Below are 18,981 nucleotides of genomic sequence, written 5' to 3' on the forward strand. Positions count from 1 at the left end.
GACCCTAGACTGGGCTCATCCGGTAACGACCGGTCCCTGAAAGGAGAAACACCATGCGCAAGACCCTGACCGCCCTGCTGATCGCTGCCGCCCTGCCGACCGTCGCGCTGGCGGCCACTCCGGCGCCGACCGACGCTCCGCCGCCCGCCCCGTTCATGAAAGACCATGGCCCGGGCATGCACGGCCCGCGCGGCGAACACGGCGGCATGTTCCGCGAACTGAACCTGACCCAGGACCAGCGCCAGCAAGTCGGCAAGCTGATGGGCGACTCGATGAAGGATCGCCGCGCGATCACCGAGAAGTACTGGAACAAACTGCCCGAGGCCGACCGCAAGGCCATGCAGGAAGAGCTGAAGGCCAACCGTGACAAGTCCGAAGCCAGCATCCGCGGCATCCTCACTCCCGAGCAGCAGAAGAAGTTCGACGAGCTGAAGAAGCAGCGTGAACAGCGCAAGGCCGAATGGGCTGAATTCCAGACCTGGAAGGCCCAGAAAGACGGCACCAAGACCAACTGATCGCTCCAGCAAGTGCAGGCGCCGGGTTATCCCGGCGTCTTGCCGTGGGGCCCTGACAACGGATAGACCATGCGGCTGAACAGGAAGACCATGCGTTCACTCTTTTGGCGGATCCTCGCCGCCTTCTGGCTCGCCCTGCTGCTGGTGGCCGGACTGTCGATCCTGCTGGGCCGCGCCCTGAACCAGGACACCTGGGTGATCGCCCGCTATCCCGGCCTGCACGACATCGCCAAGCAATGGACCCTGCTCTACGAGACCCAGGGCCCCGCCGCTGCGCAACAGCTGCTGGAAAGCCGCCGGCAGCAATACGAACTCTCGGTGCAGGTGCTCGACGAGACCGGCCAGCGCCTGGTCAACGGCACTTACCTGCCGCGCCCGCCACGCCCGCGCGACAGCAATTTCGACCGCCAGGACCTGCCGCGCTTCCCCTGGCGCCAGCTCAGCCAGGAATACACCAGCAGCCGCACCGACCAGACCTACCTGTTCATCTACCGCATTCCGCACCCGACGCTGCAGGCCTGGCACCGCAGCAGCCTGCTCTGGCCGCTCAGCGCGCTGGGCATCGCCCTGGTGGTACTGACCGTATTCAGCCTGCTGCTGACACTGTCCATCACCCGCCCGCTGAACCGCCTGCGCCGCGCCGTGCATGACCTCGGCCAGACCAGTTATCAACAGGACAGCCTCGCCCGCCTCGCCCGCCGCGGTGACGAACTGGGCGTGCTGGCCCGCGACTTCAACCGCATGGGTGCCCGCCTGCAGGGGCTGATCGGCAGCCAGCGCCAGCTGCTGCGCGATGTTTCCCATGAGCTGCGTTCACCACTGGCGCGTCTGCGCATCGCCCTGGCCCTGGCCGAGCGCGCTGGCCCCGAGCAGCGCGCCGCCATGTGGCCGCGCCTGGAGCAGGAGTGCGACCGCCTGGAAGCGCTGATCGGCGAAATCCTCGCCCTGGCCCGCCTCGACGCCGAGCCCGGTCCGACCAGTCGCATCGACCTGCTGCCGCTGTTCGAACGCCTGCGCAACGACGCACACCTGCTCTACCCGGAGCAGAACATCCAGCTCGACATTGCCCCGCAACTGGCCATCGACGGCTGGCCGGACATGCTCGAACGCGCCCTCGACAACCTGCTGCGCAACGCCCTGCGTTTCAACCCGGCAGACCGGCCGCTGGAAATACAGGCGCAGGTCGAGGACGAGCGTCTGCACATCGACGTGCGCGACCACGGCCCCGGCGCCAGCGAAGAACACCTGGCGCAACTGGGCGAACCCTTCTTCCGCGCTCCCAACCAGAGCAGCCCCGGCCATGGCCTGGGCCTGGCCATCGCCCGTCGCGCCATCGAGCGCCATCACGGACGACTGCGCCTGGCCAACCATCCCGATGGCGGTTTCGTGGCCAGCATCGACCTGCCGCTGCGCCACCGGATCGCCTGAACCGAGCGCATTTTCGGAGAGCAATCATGAGCCTACCCGCCTTCGCTACCCCGATCCCCGCCCTGCAACGGCCACTGTCGCCGGCAGCCCTGCTGCGCAGCGAGCCCTACGACGATCCGCAGTACCTGGTGCTGGCGGTGGAGCTGGCGCGCCTCGCCGCGCAGTGGCGCAAGCGCTGGCCCGGCTTGCACCTGAGCCTGCCGCAGAGCGGCACCTGGCCGCTGGAAAGCTGGCCGGATGCGCTGGGTGATGCGCTGGACGCCTTGCTCGAAGCGGCGCTGAAGCACCAGCCGTACGCGGCGCTGGAGCTGTCGCTCGGTTCAGCGCACGGTGAGTTGCGCCTGGACTTGCAAGGCCATGACCCGCAGGCGAGGGCCTGGCTGCCAGCAGCCCTGCCGCCGGCGCGGCGTCTGGCTAACTGGCAGGGCGGCCAGCTGATCTGGCACGCCCCCCGATTGAACAATCATGGCGGCACCTGGAAGGTCCGCCTGGAAATGCCGCTCAGCCCCGCCAGGCGCTGACGAACCCGGCCGGGTCCAGCGGCGCCGGGCGGCGCAGCTCGCCGACCGGCGTGCCGAGGTAGATGAAGCCGACGATACGTTCATTCTCGGCCAGGCCCAGACCCTCGCGCACCAGCGGATCGAACGCCATGGCGCCAGTGCGCCACATCGCCCCCAATCCTTCGACGTAGGCCGCCTGGATGATGCCGTGGGCGGCACAACCTGCCGCCAGCCACTGCTCGATCTCCGGCACCTTGGGGTGATCCTGCAGGCGTGCCACGGCCACCACCAGCAGCGGAGCGCGCAGCGGCATGGCACGCGCCTTGTCCAGCGCCTCGGGCTTGCCGTCCGGCTCATTGGCCGCCACCGCGCGGGCGAACAGCTCACCCAGCTCCTTGCGCGCCTCGCCTTCCACGGTGAGGAAACGCCAGGGGCGCAGTTGCCCGTGGTCCGGGGCGCGCAGCGCGCTGCGGAACAGGCGGTCCAGTTGCTCGGCGGACGGTGCCGGCTCGCTCAGGCGGGCGTGGGACACACGGTTGAGCAACGCGTCGAGAGCCTCCATGGGCTGCCTCCAGTCAAACTCGAAAGCCGCCATTGTAGACGCAAAGGGTTCGCATTGGCCCAGCGCATGCACGCAAGGCGCGCCACTCCCACCTGCAACACCCCTGACGGGCCTTCAGTGGCGTGCACCGGGTGAAGGTTGGCGATGTGAAAGCGGACAAATGAAGGCAGGCGCCGACCCACCGCTGCACGGGTGAAGCCGGATAGCCGCTTGGTTTACAGGCAACGACCTACAGGTAAAATGGCCGATTCCTTCTTGCTTTAGACCTCAGCGCATGGCCCTGCCGACACTACGCACCCTCGGATTCATCATCGGCATCTTCGTGATCACGCTGGCGGTCGCCATGCTGGTCCCCATGGCCACCCTGCTCTACTACGGTCGCGCCAACGAACTGCACCCCTTCATCTGGTCGGCGATCATCACCTTCACCTGCGGCCTGGGCATGGTCATCCCCGGCCGCCCGGAGCACGTCCACCTGCGCCCGCGGGACATGTACATGCTCACCGTGTCGAGCTGGGTGATCGTCTGCTTCTTCTCCTCCCTGCCCTTCATGTTCGCCCGGCACATCAGCTTCACCGACGCGATCTTCGAGAGCATGTCGGGGATCACCGCCACGGGTTCGACCATTCTGTCCGGGCTGGACAAGATGTCCCCGGGCATCCTCATCTGGCGCTCGCTGCTGCACTGGCTGGGCGGCATCGGCTTCATCGCGATGGCGGTGGCGATCCTGCCGATGCTGCGCATCGGCGGCATGCGCCTGTTCCAGACCGAGTCCTCGGACCGCTCCGACAAGGTCATGCCGCGCTCGCACATGGTCGCCAAGTACATAGTCGGGGTCTACGTGGCCATCACCATCGCCGGCACCCTGGCCTTCTGGTGGGCCGGCATGGGCCTGTTCGACTCGCTCAACCACGCCATGTCGGCGATCTCCACCGGTGGCTTCTCCACCTCCGACCAGTCCCTGGCCAAGTGGCACCAGCCGGCGGTGCACTGGGTCGCGGTGATGGTGATGATCCTGGGCAGCATTCCCTTCGTGCTCTACGTCGCGACCCTGCGCGGCAACCGCAAGGCGCTGATCCGCGACCACCAGGTCCACGGGTTCCTCGGCCTGCTGGTGTTCACCTGGCTGGTGATGGGTACCTGGTATTCGGTGAATTCGGGCCTCCCCTGGCTCGACGCCTTCCGCATCGTCGCGGTGAACGTGACCTCGGTGATGACCACCACTGGCTTCGCCCTGGGCGACTACGGCCTGTGGGGGCACTTCTCGATCATGCTGTTCTTCTACCTGGGCTTCATCGGCGGCTGCTCCGGCTCCACCGCCGGCGGCATCAAGATCTTCCGTTTCCAGGTGGCCTACACCCTGCTGCGTGCCAGCCTCTACCAGCTGATCCACCCGCGCGCGGTGATCCGCCAGAACTACAACGGCCACCGTCTGGACGAGGAGATCGTACGTTCGATCCTGACCTTCTCGTTCTTCTTCGGCGCCACCGTCGGCGGCCTGGCGCTGGGCCTGTCGTTCCTCGGCCTGGACTGGATGACCTCGCTCACCGGCGCGGCCAGCACCGTAGCCGGCGTCGGTCCGGGCATGGGTCCGATCATCGGCCCGTCGGGCAATTTCGCCTCGCTGCCGGACGCGGCCAAGTGGCTGCTCTGCGGCGGCATGTTGCTCGGACGCCTGGAGATCATCACCGTGCTGGTGCTGTTCACCCCGGCGTTCTGGCGGCATTGATCGCCCTACCGCGATTGGCAAGATGAGCACGCCGGCACAGGGTGCAGCCCTTGTAGGAGCGAGCCTGCTCGCGAAGGGTTTCCCGGCTGCTCCGGCGTCCGGCAGTTCGCGAGCAAGCTCGCTCCTACAACAACTCACAAGTCCTCGCGGTATTCCCCCGGCGTCTTGCCGAACCAGCGGCGGAACGCGCGAAAGAAGTTGCTCGGCTCCGAGAACCCCAGCAGGTAGGCAATCTCCAACAGCGTCATGCGCGGCGTGGCGAGGTACTGCTGAGCCAGTTCGCGACGGGTGTCGTCGAGCAGCTGCTGGTAGCTGCTGCCCTCTTCCTGCAATCGGCGCTGCAGGGTGCGCTCGGACAGGTTGAGCGCCTGCGCCACGCTTTCGCGCTTGGGCTCGCCCTGGGGCAGCAGGCGGCAAAGCACCTGGCGCGTCTGATGGCTGAAGCGGCTGCTGACGAAGCGCGCCAGGTATTCCCCGGCGAAACGGTCGTGCAGGCGCGCCAGCTCTTCGTTGGCAGTGGGCAGCGGCGCACTCATGTCCTCGTGGGAGAACAGCATCGCGCAGTCGGCATGGCCGAAGCTCAGCGGCGCCTGGAACAGCTCGCGATAGGGTTCGATGTGCTGCGGCGCTTCGCCGGCCAGCCGGACTTCCAGCGGTCTGATCGCCCGCCCGGTGATCCAGCGCAGCATGGCAATCAGGCTGGCCAGCGAGCACTCCGCGCTCTGCCGCGGCACCGGCAGCCGGTCGCCATGGACCACGATCCGGTACAGGCAGCCCTCGGGCTGGCGGCGGAAGGTCAGGTCGGCGCCTTCGGCGATGATCCGCTGGTAACGCTCCAGGCGCTCGAAGCCCTCGCCCAGGTTGCGACTGGACATCAGCGCATAGCCGACCACGGGAAACGCCGGGGTATGCACACGGGCGATATTCAGGCCGATGGCCGGATTTCCGGAAAGCTCCACGGCGCGGTTCCACAGACGGCTCATGGCGTCCTGCGGGAAGCGCGCATCGGGGTCGTCGAGGGCAGCGAAATCCAGCTGCAGTTCAGTGAACAGCGCGCGGCAGTCGAGGCCTTCCAGCTCCAGCGACTGGACGATCCCCCGCACCCAGCTCGACAGGGTCGTACGCTCAGGCATGCAATTTCTTCTAGTTATGGTGGTGATCCGCGCCGAACGGCCGGATAAGCCGGCGGCACAGGGGGATACTAAACTGGCCCCCTATGTCATCCGCAAGTCTGACAGCACCAGCCTACACTGGCGCCATCACAACAACAGGAGGTGCGTCATGAGCACCCAGACCGCCGATCGATTCCAGAGCTTCGCCGAGTTCTACCCATACTACCTGCAGGAGCACAGCAACGCCGTGTGCCGCCGCCTGCACTACGTGGGCAGCCTGCTGGTGCTGTCGATCCTCGCCTACGCCATCGTCAGCGGGCACTGGCTGTGGCTGCTGGCCATGCCGCTGGCCGGCTACGGCTTCGCCTGGGTCGGTCACTTCGTGTTCGAGAAGAACCGCCCGGCCACCTTCAAGTACCCGCTGTGGTCGCTGATGGGCGACTGGGTAATGCTCAAGGACGCCTTCACCGGGCGCATCCGTTTCTGAGCCATTGAGCGGTCAGCGCGCGGCGTTACGCAGTGCCGCGCGCTCGAACAGCAGCGCCTGCACTTCCCCACCGGCATGCTGGGCGATACGTCGCCAGCTGGCGGGCACATCGGGGATCTCCTCGTCGTTGTAGCGACTCATCACCAGCCAGACGCGGCCATCGTCCCGCGGCAGGTCGGCCAGGCGATCGACGAAGCTGTGCTGGCGATCGTCGATCAAGGAACCGAAGCCATACTCGCCCGGCCGCCCGGAAGATCCGTCGTCCGCCGGCGCGGTATAGAGCAGCGGCTCAACGCCGGTGCGGTTGTAGTAGCGGAACGCCAGGTACCAGAGGATATCGTCCACCACCACCCGGTCGCCGGCGCGGTAATGGGCATTGACGTAGGCAACCATGCCATCGAACTGCTCGCCCTGATCCGTCTCGTAGGCGCGCGCCAGCCCCAGGCCCTGCAAGCCGAGCAGCGTCGCCAGCGTCAGCGCACCCAGCGTGCGCCGCACCTCCAGCAAGCGGTCCAGCGCCAGTGCGAACAGTAACGGCAGGCTCAACGCGAAGGCCGTCAGGTAGCGCTCGACGAATACCGGTGACACGAAGGACACGCCATACAGCCCCAGCAACGGCAGGCCGACATACAGCGAGAGCAGCATGCCGGCGCGCTGGCGGCTGCGATCGTGATGCAGCACCAGCAACATCGCCCCCACCACCAGCAGCGGCACACCCACCAGCAGGGGCCACGCCAGCTCGTTGCCATCGGACTGCGCCAGCCACTGCCAGAGCATCGACGGAACGGAACGGCCATCCACCGGCGGCTCCCAGCCCACATCGCCGCCGGCGACCAGCACCGCCATGTGGCGAACCAGGTCCAGCAGGCCGGGCAACCAGGGCAGGAACAGCACGGCGATGGCCAGGTTCGCCAGCCACCAGTCGCGGCGGCGTAGCGGAGTTTCCGGCAGCGAGGCCAGCCAGGCCCAGTGCACCAGCAGGCCGAACAGGCTGAAGTAGTGGGTGTAAAAAGCCGCTGTCATCAGCAACACGTAGGCCAGCAGATGGCGGCGCCTGCCCTCCTCCAGCCAGTAGAGCAGGGCCAGGGTCGCCGCCAGCAGCCAGCAACCGAGCAGCGAGTACATTCGCACTTCCTGGCTGTAGCGCACCGCCGTGGGCAGCAGCGCCAGCAGCAGCACGGCAAGCAGGGCAGCACGGCGACTGGCAAGACGCCAGGCGAGCCAGCCGCCGAGGAACACCGCCAGCGTGCCGAACAGGGCACTGAACAGGCGCAGCGGCAGCACGCCCTCGCCCAGCAGCCCGGTCCACAGGTGCAGCAGGTAGAAGTACAGCGGCGGATGCACGTCGCGGGCGGCGTGCTGCCAGAGTTGCAGCGGCGAATAGCGAGCGAGGAACAGGCTGGAGCTTTCGTCGCCCCAGAGGGCCGAGCCGGTCAGCTCATACAGGCGCAGGCACAGCGCGAGGACCAGCAGCGGCAGGAACCACCACTGGCGCAACAGGGCAGGCAGACTCGGGGACTCGCGGGAAGACATCACAGCCTCGCAGGGAGAAACGTCCGTGCCGCTGAGTGTACGTCAGCCGCGTTCGGCTTACCGGCGGATCAGCAGTTCCCGCGCGCGCGCCTGGTCTTCGGGCGCCAGCTCCGCAAACAGCTCCACCTCGCTGGCGATCATCGCGCCCACCGGCACGCCATCGCGGTAAAGCACACGGTTGCCGCTCACCGCCGGCACCTTGCGTCCCGGCAGCAGCGTCCCGGCAAGATTCAGCGGGTCGACCGCCGACACCACCACCCACTCGCCATTCGCCTCGCGCCGGCGCACTTCGCGCAGCAGGCCCACGGCTTCAGGCAGGGCGAACTGCTCGCCGGTCAACCCGGCGACGAAGCGCCCACCCCGGATTTCCCCCCGCGCCTCCAGGCGGTGGTAGACCCGCAGCAGGTCCCGCCAGGGCGGCAGCCAGTCGGCCTCGCGATCCAGCAGGCGCCAGCAGACCACGCCGTAGCGGCGCAGCAGGGTCATGGCGACATGTTCGAGCACCTCCGCCGGCAAGCGCACTTCTGGTTCCTGCGTGGCGCGGCGCAGCAGCGCCCAGCGTCCGGCATCGGCCATACCGAACAGCGGCGTGCGCGAGCGACGCTGAGGGTGCCGTCGTGCTGCCGGCATCAGCAGCGCGCGCAAGCCGGCGAAGCTGTCGGCGTTCACCCGCCCGGCCGCCACCAGCTCACCCAGCACCACTTCCAGCTCGGTGCGCAGCAGATGGCTGTCGCTCGCCAGCTCTTCGAAGAAGGACGCGCCGTGCGCCTTGAGCACCTCCAGCACCTTGCCGGCCTTGGCGGTCAGCTCGGCATCCGCCTGCCCCGAACTCAGCGCGCTCCACTGCGCCAACTGCGCGCGCGGCAGCAGTACGATGGGCGTGCTCTTCAGCGGGCCGCCGCGACCTTTCGCAGCGGCTCGGCCGGGCAAACGCGCCCAGACGATGCGGCCAGCGCGACACAGGTCATCCAGCCAGTTGATGCCGTAATCGGCCACCCGGCTGGGCAGGAGGTCGCTCTCCCAGGCGCTGGCGGCGGCCTGGAAGCCTTCCAGCTGACTGAGCACTCCCGCCAGGGACTCGGCACCGCGCACCCGCGTTCCCGCAGAGACGCGCTGCCAGTCGAACAGGAAGCGCATGAAATCCGCCCGCGCCACCGGTTCGATCTCCCGGCGCAGGCGCTTGACCGTATAGCGGTGGATACGCGCCAGCAGGTGGCGCTCGCACCACTCCTCCTCGCCAGCCCCCGGCGTAAAGCGGCCGCGCAACACGTAGCCCTCGCGCTCCAGGCTGGCCAGCGCGAAACCGGCGTCGCCGGCAGAAATGCCCAGGTCCTGTGCCAGCTCACCCAGCAGGCGCGGGCCGAAACCGGTCAGGCGCGCCCGCACCAGTTCGACCTGAGCTTGGTCCGCCGCGCGGGGTTCACGCAGCGCCGCAGGCAGATCGAGCGAAGGCTTCATCACCACCTGCGGGTGCAGCGCGAGCCACTGGCTGAGCCGTTCCGCCGCCACCCAGACGGCGCCCGACGGCAACTCCACGCGCGTCGCCCTACCCGCCCTGGACAGCGACTTGAGCAGGAAGGGCCAGCCCTCGTTGGCCTGCGCTTCGCTATCGCGGATGCCGCCCAGACCGCTCAGCGCCTCGTGCATCTCGTCGGCGTCGCGGGCTTCCGGCCAGGCCTCGGCGCGCACCGCGTCGACGGCTTCAGCATCCAGCGCACCAAGGTCATCGGCGCTTTCCGGATCGGTCCAGCGGCGACGCTGCACGGCCTGGGTGCGGCGCTCTTCCAGCGGCGCGTCGTCGAGGAAGGAATACGGGCTGGCGGACAGCACCTCCGCCGCCAACGGCGAGGGCGCCGGCAGGTCGCGCGCCAGCAGGGTGACCTCGCCACTTTCCATGCGCCGCAGCAGGTCGAGCCAGCCCTCGCAGTCCATCGCCTCGTGCAGGCAGTCGTCGAGGGTCTGCGCCACCAGCGGGTGATCGGGAATCTCGCGCTCGCCGACGATGTTCTCCAGGCAGGCGACCTGATCGGGGAACACCGAGGCCAGCAGGTCTTCGCTGCGCATGCGCTGCAGCTGCGGGGCGACTTTCCGCCCGCCGCTGTAGCGCGGCAGGGCCAGTGCGGTGGTGGCGTTCCAGCGCCAGCGCACGCCGAACAGCGGCGCGTCGAGCAGCGCCTGGATCAGCACCTGTTCGCCGCTGTTGGAATGCAGGTAGCGCCACACCTCCTCCAGCGGGAAGCTGTGGCTGGTGGACAGCGAGAGGATGATCGCGTCTTCCGTGGCCGCAGCCTGCAGTTCGAAATTGAAGGTGCGGCAGAAACGCTTGCGCAGCGCCAGTCCCCAGGCGCGGTTGATGCGGCTGCCGCAGGGCGAATGGATGACCAGCTGCATGCCGCCGGATTCATCGAAGAAGCGTTCGAGGATCAGCGTCTTCTGCGTCGGCAGCGCGCCGAGGGCGTGGCGCGCGCGGGCCAGGTATTCCACCAGTTGCCGCGCCGCCGCGTCGTTCAGGCCAAGCAGTCCGCGCAGCCAATCGATGGCCCGCGTCAGTGGCTCGGGATCGTGCTCGCCCTGGGCGAGCAATTCGTCGAGCTGGCCGCGCAGGCGCGCGACGCTGGTGGACAACTCGTCGGTACGCCCCGGCGCTTCGCCGAGCCAGAAGGGAATGTTCGGCGGCTGGCCCTGGGCGTCCTCGACGCGCACGCGGCCCGGCTCCACACGCAGGATGCGGTAGGAAATATTGCCCAGCTGGAACACATCGCCGGCCAGGCTCTCCACCGCGAAGTCCTCGTTCACCGTGCCGACGCTGAGGCCTTGCGGTTCCAGCAACACGGCGTAGTCGCCGGTATCGGGAATGGTGCCGCCGGAGGTCACGGCAGTGAGTCTGGCGCCACGTCGCCCACGCAGGCGCTGGTGCACGGCATCGCGGTGCAGGTACGCGCCACGCTGGCCGTTGCGGCTGGTGTAGCCCTCGGCGAGGGTGCGCAGCATCGCGTCGAACTGCTCACGGCTGAGCCCGGCGTAAGGTTGCGCGGCGGTGAACAGCTCGAACAGCGCGTCTTCGCGCCATTCCCGGCAGGCCACTTCGGCAACTATCTGCTGGGCCAGCACGTCCAGCGGCGCGAGGGGAATGCTCAGGGCGTCCAGTTCGTTCTGCCGCACGCTGTCGAGCAGTGCCACGCATTCGATCAGGTCGTCCCGCGAGGTCGGGAACAACCGTCCCTTGGGCGTGCCGCCGACGCTGTGGCCGGAGCGGCCGACGCGCTGCAGGAAGGCGGCTATGGAGCGTGGCGAGCCGATCTGGCAGACCAGTTCGACGTCGCCGATGTCGATGCCCAGTTCCAGCGAAGCGGTCGCCACCAGCACCTTCAGCTGCCCGGCCTTGAGCCGCTGCTCGGCGCCCAGGCGCAGTTCCTTGGACAGGCTGCCGTGGTGCGCCGCCACCCAGCCGGCGCCGATACGCTCGGCCAGGTGCCGGGTGATGCGCTCGGACAGCCGCCGGGTGTTGACGAATACCAGCGTGGTGCGGTGCTCGCCGGCCAGCTCGGCGAGGCGGTCGTAGACCTTGTCCCAGACATCGTGGGACATCACCGCTTCCAGCGGCGCCGCCGGCACTTCCAGGTTCAGGTCGCGCTCGCGGCTGTAGCCGATGTCGACGATGCGGCAGGCCGGGTGCCGGCCGACCAGGAAGCCCGCCACCGCCTCGATGGGCTTCTGCGTGGCAGACAGGCCGATGCGCACCAGCGGCGCTTCGCACAACGCCTGCAGGCGTTCCAGCGACAGCGCCAGGTGGCTGCCGCGCTTGCTCGCGGCCAGCGCATGGATTTCGTCGACTATCACGCTGCGCGCGCCGGCCAGCATGGCGCGGCCGGAATCCGAGCCGAGCAGCACGTAGAGCGACTCGGGTGTGGTGACGAGGATGTGCGGCACCTGCCGGCGCATGGCCTCACGCTCGCGGGAGGTGGTGTCGCCGGTGCGCACCGCGGTGCGGATATCCACCTCCGGCAGGCCCATTTCCACCAGCGCCGCGCCGATGCCGGCCAGGGGCTCCTCGAGGTTGGTGCGGATGTCGTTGGACAGCGCCTTGAGCGGTGAGACGTAGACCACCGTGGTGCGGTCCGGCAGCGCGCCGCCGTTCGCCAGCCCCTCGCGGACCAGCGCATCGATGGCCGATAGGAAGGCCGTGAGCGTCTTGCCCGAACCGGTGGGCGCTGCCACCAGGGTCGACTCGCCCGCCTGGATCGCCGGCCACGCTTCGACCTGCGCCTGCGTCGGTGCGGCAAAGTGCGCCCGGAACCAGCCGGCCACCGCCGGGTGGAAGCTGGACAGCACATCGGCTCGCTTGGCGCGGGAAGAGGTTCTGGGAGCGCTCATGCAAACCAATATGGTGGTGCGCGAAGCCCGTCACAAGGACCACTGATCGCGCCTCGCCGACGACCGCGCCAGCCGTTACCCTTGCAGCCATCGACCCGGCGGAACAACACCGATGAGCGACCGTGATCGCGACTATTACTGGGAGCAGGTCAGGCGGCAGAACAAGCAGAAGCCGCCCGAAGACCCGAAGCGCAACTGGCGGATGCTGCTGAAGCCACTGCTGTGGTTCCTCATCCCCTTGCTGATACTCGCTGCCGGTACCTCCGTGTGGCGCAATCCAGCCAGCCACGCCTGGCTGCAGGAGCGCTGGGTGGTGCTGCAAGGTCGCCTGGGCATGTCGCCTGCCGGGCTGCAGGCCGCCCCGGTGGCGTCGCCCTATAGCGACAGCCCGCGCAGGCTGTCCGACTGCATCAAGCCGGGCAACGTGATCGACGATGAGGTGCGGGCCTGCGTGAAGGGCTATCGGCCGAAGACCTGGTGATCGGCTGGCGTCGGCCCTGCCGACGGCTCGCGGGCATGGCCCGCTCCTACAGGGAGGGCCATTGCCACCTGATCGCCCTCCCCGGCAAACGCACAAGCCGGATGGCGTGGAGCGCAGCGATACCCATCCTGCGGCCGCGCTCCGCCGCGATCTTCGACGCACGCAGAAATGCAGATCGCGGACAAAGTCCGCGATCAGGTGAATGCAGCAGCAAGAACCCCGCCCGAACAGGCAGGGCAGCGGCCGGTCACTTGGCCTTGTAGATGATCCCCGGGCTGCACTGGACCATCTGGTAGTGGTCCGGCAGCGCGTTGAGCGCTTCGGAGGCGCCGAGGAACAGGTAGCCGCCGGGCTTGAGGGTGGCATGGATGCGCAGGAGGATGTCGCGCTTCACCTCGGCCGAGAAATAGATCAGCACGTTGCGGCAGAACACCATGTCGAACTTGCCCAGCGTCGCGTAGCTGTCCAGCAGGTTCAGCGCGCGGAACTCCACGCGGCTCTTGATCGGCGGCTTCACCGTCCAGCGCCCCGGGGTCTTCTGGTCGAAGTAGCGCGCCAGGCGCTCCTGCGACAGGCCGCGGCCGATGGCCAGGCTGTCATACTCGCCGGCCTTGCAGGCGGTGAGCATGGAGCCGGACAGGTCGGTGGCGACGATCTGCACCCCCGCCTTCAGCTGGCCGAGGTTGGTACGCTCGAACTCGTCGATGCTCATCGACAGCGAATAGGGTTCCTGCCCCGAGGAACAGGCCGCCGACCAGATGCGCAGGCGCTGGCCGGGCGAGGCCTTGATCATCTCCGGCAGCACGCGGTTCTTCAGTACCTCGAAGGGGTAGGTATCGCGAAACCACAGGGTCTCGTTGGTAGTCATGGCATCGACCACCTGCTCGCGCAGCTGGCTGCGCATCTGGATTTTCTGTACCAGTTCGCCCAGGGACTTGATGCCCTGCTGCTCCATCAACTTGTTCAAGCGGCTGGAGACCAGGTACTGCTTGTTGGCGCCCAGGAGGATGCCGCAGGTCTTCTCCAGGAAATCCCGGAACAGCTCGAATTCAGAATTGGTGGATGTCACAGATAAGCCTCTTTGCTCGTGGACGGCTGCCGGCGCTGCGCCGGCAACTGCCTGACCGGTGCTCAAAAAACCATAGACGATGCGGGCGGCACCGGCGGCACCCGCATCGCGTCACGCCGGCGTCAGGCCGGCGCGCCGTCCACCGCCTTGATGCGGTCCGACACGCGGGCCGCCAGGTCATCGGGACGGAACTTGGCGAGGAAGTCGTCAGCGCCGACTTTCTTCACCATGGCCTGGTTGAACACCCCGGACAACGAAGTATGCAGGAGAATGTGCAAATCCTGCATGCGCGGGTCGTGCCGGATTTCCGCCGTGAGCGTGTAGCCGTCCATTTCCGGCATCTCGATATCCGAGATCACCATCAGCAGATCGCTGCCCGGATGCCCACCGGCTTCCACCATCTGGTGCAGGTAATCCAGCGCCTGGCGGCCGTCGTTGAGCGCCAGCACTTCCACACCGACGGTCTCCAGGCAACGCACCAGCTGCTTGCGCGCCACCGAGGAGTCGTCCACCACCAGCACACGCTTGCTCACCGCACGGGCCTGGGTCTCGGCATCCAGCACGCCTTCGGAGATGTCCTCCGAGGTCGGCGCCACTTCGGCGAGGATCTTCTCCACGTCGATGATTTCCACCAGCTGGTTGTCCACCCGCGTCACCGCCGTCAGGTAGTGATCGCGGCCGGTGCCCTTGGGTGGCGGATGGATCGACTCCCAGTTCATGTTGACGATGCGCTCCACCGAGTGCACCAGGAAGCCCTGCACCTTGGTGTTGTACTCGGTGATGATCACGAAGCTGTTGGCGATGTCCCGCAGGGCATGACGCCCCGTGGCCAGCGCCAGATCGAGGATCGGAATGGTGCCGCCGCGGATGTTCGCCACCCCGCGCACCACCTGGCTGGATTTGGGCATCACGGTCAGGCGGGGGCACTGCAGCACCTCCTTCACCTTGAACACGTTGATCCCGTACAGCTGGCTGCCGTTCAAGCGGAACAGCAGCAGTTCGAGACGATTCTGGCCAACCAGCTGCGTACGCTGGTTGACCGAATCCATGACTCCGGCCATTGAGCCTCCTGTGCACGCAACGCCGCCCGACTCGCGAAGGCGGCATGACCATTGCTTGGATCGTTGCATGAAACGAGCAACGACATTTTTCCGACAGCCCAGACCCGCGCGCGCCCTGATGGCTGCGCTGCTCGGCATGACGGGTGCGCTGACCCTCTCCCCGGCAGGGGCGGAAGGCTTCACTGCGCCTGAGATCCTTATCGGCTCCACCCAGGGCTTTCTTGAGTTCAAGGTGGAAGATTATCTGCAGACTTCCGGCATAGACGCACGCTACGAGATCGAAGTCGCACGCATCGACCCCCGCCTGCGCCTGGCGGAGTGCGACAAGGACCTGACGCAGAAGCTGGAAAGCCCGGCGCAGCCCGTTGGTCGGGTCACCGTGCGGGTGCTCTGCGAGGGCAGCTCGCCGTGGACGGTGTTCGTGCCGGCGACGGTGAAGCTGTTCCGTCAAGTTGTCGTCACCACCCTGCCCCTGCAGCGCAACCATGTCGTCGAGCCCGGCGATATCAGTGTCGTCGAACGGGACGTCGGCCAACTGAGCCAGGGCTACCTGACCGACCCGAACCAGGTGGTGGGCATGAAGCTCAAGCGCCCGACTGTCAACGACCAGGTGCTGGCGCCGGTGTTCCTCGAACAGGCCGCCGCCGTACGCAAGGGCGACCAGGTGGTGATTCGCGCCAGGACCAGTGCGATCAATGTGTTCATGCCCGGAGAGGCGCTGTCAGACGGCGTGCCCGGCGAGCAGATCCGCGTGCGCAACCTGCGCTCCCAGCGTATCGTCAGGGCTCGGGTGGTCGAGCCGGGGACGGTGGAAGTCAGCCTGTAGCGCTCGGCCTCGGGCGTTTTTCTGGCATGATGGGCGCAGCCCTCTGCAAAATGTGCTCGGGCGCACGAAAATTCGGCCTAAAGTTTCTTCAAGGGCGGCCGAAAAGCTTGGCAAGCGTCCAATACCTCCAGAGGTTTCCACCATGGTCATCGACTTCAACCGGCTGAACCCGGCCTCTACGACAGCCAGCACTGGCCGTAGCAGTGCTGCCCAGAGCGGTCGCAGCGAAGCCGCCGCAGAGAATGCCTCCGTCAACGCCCCGGCCAAGAGCGGCGAGTCGGTTCAGCTGAGCGACACCGCGCAGCAACTGCAGAAAGTAAGCGATCAACTCAAGGACCAGCCCGTGGTCGACAACGACAAAGTGGCCCGCATCAAGGCGGCCATCGCTGACGGCAGCTACCAGGTCGACAGCCAGAAAGTCGCCAGCAAGCTGCTCGATTTCGAATCCCAGCGCTGAGTCCAGACAGCGCTGGTCAACCGCTAGTACGCCGAGCCCAAGATGTCCGATGCCCTGCTTTCCCTGATCAACGGCGACATCGAAGCAGCCAGCAGCCTGCTGCAGCTGATCGACGATGAGTTCCAGGCGCTGCAAGCTCGCGACCTGGACCAGCTGCAGAAGCTGCTCGACAGCAAGCTGCCGCTGCTGCATCAGCTCGAGCAGAACGGTCGCATCCGCACCCAGGCACTGCAACAGGCCGGGGTCAGCGCTGACAACGAGGGGCTTGCACAGATTGCCCAGGCGACCGGCAACGCCGCTCTCACCGCGCGTGCGCAAGAGCTCGGCAACCTGCTCGAACGCTGCCAGGAAGCCAACCAGCGCAACGGCCGCCTCATCCGTTCCGGCCAGACCAGCACCGAGCGCACGCTCGACATCCTGCGTGGCCAGGAAACTCCGCGACTCTATGACCGCTACGGCGGCTCCACCCAGAGCAACCGCCAGCGTCCGCTCAGCCAGGCCTGACGCCTCTGGCCTGAAGGCCCGCCCTAGGGCAGAATGCCACTATCCAGCCCTGCCCCGTGCACGACTCATAACAAACACAATGGAGACCCGCGGACCGTGTCCAATCTGTTCGCCGAGGAAAATGGCCCTCAACCACCGAAGGTGTTGAAAGCTCCGGTGGAGATCCACTCCAGCCTGAAAATGCTGATGGACAGTCACGATCCCCTGGTAATCACCTTCGAAGGGCGCGGTCAGCGCTTCCAGAGCTTCGTCGTCGAAATCAATCGCGAGCGCAACATCGTCGCCCTGGATGAACTCATCCCCAACGACGGCGAACGTTTCCTGCAGAACGGCGAGCATTTCCGCATCGAAGCCTTCCACGAAGGTGTGCGCATCGCCTGGGAAAACACCCAGAACGCCTTCTTCTCCGAGATCGACGGCGCCCGCTGCTACTGGCTGCCGGTGCCGGCCGAGATGCTCTACCACCAGCGCCGCAACGCCTTTCGCGCTCCCGTCGGCCAGGGCCAGCCGGTGCCGGTGGAAATCGGCGGCAGCAAACTGAAGTCACCGCTCAAGGGCAGCCTGATCGACATTTCCGCCACCGGCTGCAAGATCCGCCTGGAAGGCAACGCCGCCGAGCGTCTGCAGCCCGGCCAGGTCTACGAGGAATTCACCGCGCGCCTGCCCTTCGGCGCCCTGACCATGGCGGTCGAGCTGCGCCACGTGCAGTTCGAGGAAAAGGTCGGCTACAGCTTCGCCGGCATGCGCTTCCACCAGATGAGCGGCCTGGCGCAGCGCAACATCGAGCGCTTCGTCTACCAGCTGCAGCGCGAAGCCCGACGCTTCGACAAGGACGAGCTGTTCTAGACAGCTGCGGGCGGCAAGCTCTTGCCGCCCATCCCTCCCGCCCTCAGGCGGGCCGGCTTTCTTCCTCTGCTTCCACTTCCGCTTCCGGCTCGGCTGCCGGCGCGCTCGTGTCGTTGCCCTTCATCTGCTCTTCCACGGCCGCCTCGTCGACCCGTGGGTCGAGGGCGGCGGACAGCGGCGAGGACGCCAGGCTGTCCGGCGTGGCGACGTGCTTGACCGGCGCCTCGTCGACCCGGTGCACGCCACTGACCTTCTGCGGCTGAACGCGCCAGATGAGGATCAGCGAGCAGGCGCAGACGAAGGCGTAGAGCATGTTCGCGCCGAACAGCTTCATCAGCGCTCCGGCCGCCAGCGGGCCGATACAGGCGCCGACGCCGAAGGTCACCAGCAGCATGGCGGTGAGCGATACACGACGCTCGCCTTCGACGTGGTCGTTGGAGAAGGCCACCGCCAGCGGATACAGGGTGAACTGCACCAGGCAGACGATGAAGCCCATCGGCAACAGCCACGCCAGGGAGATCGGCGGTACCGGCAGCAGCGGCAGTGCCGCCAGCGGCGCGGCCACGATCAACAGCAGGATGGCGGCATTGCGGATCAGCACGGCGCGGTCGATGCGGTCCGACAGCCAGCCCAGTGGCCACTGCACCAGCAGCCCGGCGAAGATGCAGCCGCCCATGAACAGGCCGATATCCTCGGTACTCAAGCCCTGGCGCACTGCGTAGAGCGGCGCCAGGCCGTAGAACGAACCGACTACCAGACCGGACACCAGCACCGTGGTCAGCGACTGCGGCACCCGCTGGATGAAGAAGCGCGGCTCCAGCGGCGCCGGGCGTAGCGGCGCAGGGTGGACCTTGTGGGTGATCGCCACCGGGATCAGCGACAGGGCGAAGCACAGCGCGATCATCATCGGCAGCTCCGGGCCCAGCCCCGGATGCACCACCAGCACCAACTGGCCGAGCACCAGCCCCAGGTAAGAGGCCACCATGTAGCCGGCGAACACGGCGCCGCGCTGGCGTGCCTCGGCCTGCTCGTTGAGCCAGCTCTCGATGACCATGTACTGGCACATCATCCCCAGGCCGATGGCGACCCGCAGCAACAGCCAGAAGCCCAACCAGGGCAGCAGGCCGATGCCCAGTACGGCGGCGGTGACCAACCCGCCGCAGGCGACGTAGGCGCGGATGTGACCGACGCGGGCGATCAGCCGGTGGCCGATCTTGCCGCCCAGCACCAGGCCGAGGTAGTAGGCGGCCATCATGGCGCCGATCCACAGCCCATCGACCTTCTCCGCGCCCAGGCGCAGGGCGAGGTAGGTACTGAGCAGACCGGAACCGGTCAGGAGCATGACGGCGGCGAAGTACAGAGCACGAAACGCGGTGACGATCCGAAGCATTGGACCTCCTGGTCCAGGACAACCCCGGCACAATGTCCGGGCAGCGGAAAGCAGGACTTGCGCTCACACCTTAGAGCCTGCCAATCGGCGCGTCGAGAGGGCTGCCG

At 67.2% G+C, this 18,981-nt stretch carries 17 protein-coding genes; 10 read left to right on the forward strand and 7 right to left on the reverse strand.

What is annotated here, in order from left to right; translation table 11 throughout:
* The first annotated feature begins 53 nt into the window (after positions 1-53).
* The 3 genes from J2T47_RS04870 to J2T47_RS04880 all read left to right on the forward strand — a co-directional run bounded on the left by J2T47_RS04870 (position 54) and on the right by J2T47_RS04880 (position 2,464).
* Positions 54-515 (forward strand): Spy/CpxP family protein refolding chaperone, encoded by a 462-nt coding sequence (locus tag J2T47_RS04870; protein ID WP_253442984.1) that lies wholly within the window; start codon positions 54-56, stop codon positions 513-515.
* A 90-nt stretch (positions 516-605) separates the two neighbouring features.
* On the forward strand, positions 606-1,943 hold the full coding sequence (locus J2T47_RS04875; RefSeq protein WP_253442985.1) for a sensor histidine kinase: 1,338 nt from the start codon (positions 606-608) through the stop codon (positions 1,941-1,943).
* Between the two features lie 26 nt (positions 1,944-1,969).
* The gene (locus J2T47_RS04880) at positions 1,970-2,464 is read left to right on the forward strand and encodes a hypothetical protein (RefSeq protein WP_253442987.1); all 495 of its coding nucleotides are present in this window, start codon (positions 1,970-1,972) and stop codon (positions 2,462-2,464) included.
* Here the strand turns inward: J2T47_RS04880 and J2T47_RS04885 are convergent.
* Entirely contained in the window at positions 2,445-3,005 is a 561-nt protein-coding gene (locus tag J2T47_RS04885) for a nitroreductase family protein (RefSeq protein ID WP_017517219.1), read from the reverse strand. The genes J2T47_RS04880 and J2T47_RS04885 overlap by 20 nt on opposite strands.
* 274 nt (positions 3,006-3,279) lie before the next feature.
* Here J2T47_RS04885 and J2T47_RS04890 point away from each other — a divergent pair, with 274 nt between their 5' ends.
* Positions 3,280-4,734 (forward strand): TrkH family potassium uptake protein, encoded by a 1,455-nt coding sequence (locus tag J2T47_RS04890; protein ID WP_253442989.1) that lies wholly within the window; start codon positions 3,280-3,282, stop codon positions 4,732-4,734.
* A 134-nt stretch (positions 4,735-4,868) separates the two neighbouring features.
* On the opposite strand, the gene J2T47_RS04895 is transcribed toward J2T47_RS04890, so the two are convergent.
* Complete coding sequence (locus tag J2T47_RS04895) at positions 4,869-5,867, reverse strand: AraC family transcriptional regulator (RefSeq protein WP_253442991.1); 999 nt, start codon at positions 5,865-5,867, stop codon at positions 4,869-4,871.
* Between the two features lie 148 nt (positions 5,868-6,015).
* Here J2T47_RS04895 and J2T47_RS04900 point away from each other — a divergent pair, with 148 nt between their 5' ends.
* On the forward strand, positions 6,016-6,333 hold the full coding sequence (locus tag J2T47_RS04900; RefSeq protein ID WP_045210136.1) for an Mpo1-like protein: 318 nt from the start codon (positions 6,016-6,018) through the stop codon (positions 6,331-6,333).
* A gap of 12 nt (positions 6,334-6,345) precedes the next feature.
* Here the strand turns inward: J2T47_RS04900 and J2T47_RS04905 are convergent, their stop codons facing one another.
* Entirely contained in the window at positions 6,346-7,866 is a 1,521-nt protein-coding gene (locus J2T47_RS04905; RefSeq protein ID WP_253442993.1) for a glycosyltransferase family 39 protein, read from the reverse strand.
* Between the two features lie 57 nt (positions 7,867-7,923).
* Positions 7,924-12,240, reverse strand: a complete 4,317-nt coding sequence (locus J2T47_RS04910; protein ID WP_253442994.1) for a DEAD/DEAH box helicase — start codon at positions 12,238-12,240, stop codon at positions 7,924-7,926.
* 112 nt (positions 12,241-12,352) lie between these two features.
* On the opposite strand from J2T47_RS04910, the gene J2T47_RS04915 reads away from it, so the two are divergent.
* Positions 12,353-12,721, forward strand: a complete 369-nt coding sequence (locus J2T47_RS04915; protein WP_253442995.1) for a hypothetical protein — start codon at positions 12,353-12,355, stop codon at positions 12,719-12,721.
* Positions 12,722-12,968: 247 nt separating this feature from the next.
* On the opposite strand, the gene cheR is transcribed toward J2T47_RS04915, so the two are convergent.
* Positions 12,969-13,790: a protein-glutamate O-methyltransferase CheR gene (cheR, locus tag J2T47_RS04920; RefSeq protein ID WP_138212790.1), complete on the reverse strand. Its 822-nt coding sequence runs from the start codon at positions 13,788-13,790 to the stop codon at positions 12,969-12,971.
* 122 nt (positions 13,791-13,912) lie between these two features.
* Complete coding sequence (locus J2T47_RS04925; protein WP_253442998.1) at positions 13,913-14,851, reverse strand: chemotaxis protein CheV; 939 nt, start codon at positions 14,849-14,851, stop codon at positions 13,913-13,915.
* A 136-nt stretch (positions 14,852-14,987) separates the two neighbouring features.
* Between J2T47_RS04925 and flgA the strand changes: the two genes are divergently transcribed.
* From flgA to J2T47_RS04945, 4 genes are all read left to right on the forward strand, one after another.
* Complete coding sequence (flgA, locus tag J2T47_RS04930) at positions 14,988-15,677, forward strand: flagellar basal body P-ring formation chaperone FlgA (RefSeq protein WP_253443791.1); 690 nt, start codon at positions 14,988-14,990, stop codon at positions 15,675-15,677.
* Between the two features lie 142 nt (positions 15,678-15,819).
* Complete coding sequence (flgM, locus tag J2T47_RS04935; protein ID WP_253443000.1) at positions 15,820-16,134, forward strand: flagellar biosynthesis anti-sigma factor FlgM; 315 nt, start codon at positions 15,820-15,822, stop codon at positions 16,132-16,134.
* A gap of 42 nt (positions 16,135-16,176) precedes the next feature.
* Complete coding sequence (locus J2T47_RS04940) at positions 16,177-16,638, forward strand: flagella synthesis protein FlgN (RefSeq protein WP_253443002.1); 462 nt, start codon at positions 16,177-16,179, stop codon at positions 16,636-16,638.
* Between the two features lie 96 nt (positions 16,639-16,734).
* Positions 16,735-17,484, forward strand: a complete 750-nt coding sequence (locus J2T47_RS04945; protein WP_253443004.1) for a flagellar brake protein — start codon at positions 16,735-16,737, stop codon at positions 17,482-17,484.
* Positions 17,485-17,527: 43 nt separating this feature from the next.
* Here the strand turns inward: J2T47_RS04945 and J2T47_RS04950 are convergent, their stop codons facing one another.
* Positions 17,528-18,874: an MFS transporter gene (locus tag J2T47_RS04950; protein WP_253443006.1), complete on the reverse strand. Its 1,347-nt coding sequence runs from the start codon at positions 18,872-18,874 to the stop codon at positions 17,528-17,530.
* Positions 18,875-18,981: the final 107 nt, after the last annotated feature.

Source organism: Pseudomonas nitroreducens (assembly GCF_024170165.1).
GTDB classification, from domain to species: Bacteria; Pseudomonadota; Gammaproteobacteria; order Pseudomonadales; family Pseudomonadaceae; genus Pseudomonas; species Pseudomonas nitroreducens_C.

Excerpts from the sequence above, each read along its gene's own strand:
- J2T47_RS04950 (WP_253443006.1), bottom strand. The coding sequence starts at position 18,874 with ATGCTTCGGATCGTCACCGCGTTTCGTGCTCTGTACTTCGCCGCCGTC.
- J2T47_RS04870 (WP_253442984.1), top strand. The coding sequence starts at position 54 with ATGCGCAAGACCCTGACCGCCCTGCTGATCGCTGCCGCCCTGCCGACC.
- J2T47_RS04925 (WP_253442998.1), bottom strand. The coding sequence starts at position 14,851 with ATGGCCGGAGTCATGGATTCGGTCAACCAGCGTACGCAGCTGGTTGGC.
- J2T47_RS04895 (WP_253442991.1), bottom strand. The coding sequence starts at position 5,867 with ATGCCTGAGCGTACGACCCTGTCGAGCTGGGTGCGGGGGATCGTCCAG.
- J2T47_RS04940 (WP_253443002.1), top strand. The coding sequence starts at position 16,177 with ATGTCCGATGCCCTGCTTTCCCTGATCAACGGCGACATCGAAGCAGCC.
- J2T47_RS04880 (WP_253442987.1), top strand. The coding sequence starts at position 1,970 with ATGAGCCTACCCGCCTTCGCTACCCCGATCCCCGCCCTGCAACGGCCA.
- J2T47_RS04875 (WP_253442985.1), top strand. The coding sequence starts at position 606 with ATGCGTTCACTCTTTTGGCGGATCCTCGCCGCCTTCTGGCTCGCCCTG.
- J2T47_RS04900 (WP_045210136.1), top strand. The coding sequence starts at position 6,016 with ATGAGCACCCAGACCGCCGATCGATTCCAGAGCTTCGCCGAGTTCTAC.
- J2T47_RS04915 (WP_253442995.1), top strand. The coding sequence starts at position 12,353 with ATGAGCGACCGTGATCGCGACTATTACTGGGAGCAGGTCAGGCGGCAG.
- flgM (WP_253443000.1), top strand. The coding sequence starts at position 15,820 with ATGGTCATCGACTTCAACCGGCTGAACCCGGCCTCTACGACAGCCAGC.
- J2T47_RS04890 (WP_253442989.1), top strand. The coding sequence starts at position 3,280 with ATGGCCCTGCCGACACTACGCACCCTCGGATTCATCATCGGCATCTTC.
- flgA (WP_253443791.1), top strand. The coding sequence starts at position 14,988 with ATGACGGGTGCGCTGACCCTCTCCCCGGCAGGGGCGGAAGGCTTCACT.
- J2T47_RS04885 (WP_017517219.1), bottom strand. The coding sequence starts at position 3,005 with ATGGAGGCTCTCGACGCGTTGCTCAACCGTGTGTCCCACGCCCGCCTG.
- J2T47_RS04910 (WP_253442994.1), bottom strand. The coding sequence starts at position 12,240 with ATGAGCGCTCCCAGAACCTCTTCCCGCGCCAAGCGAGCCGATGTGCTG.
- J2T47_RS04905 (WP_253442993.1), bottom strand. The coding sequence starts at position 7,866 with ATGTCTTCCCGCGAGTCCCCGAGTCTGCCTGCCCTGTTGCGCCAGTGG.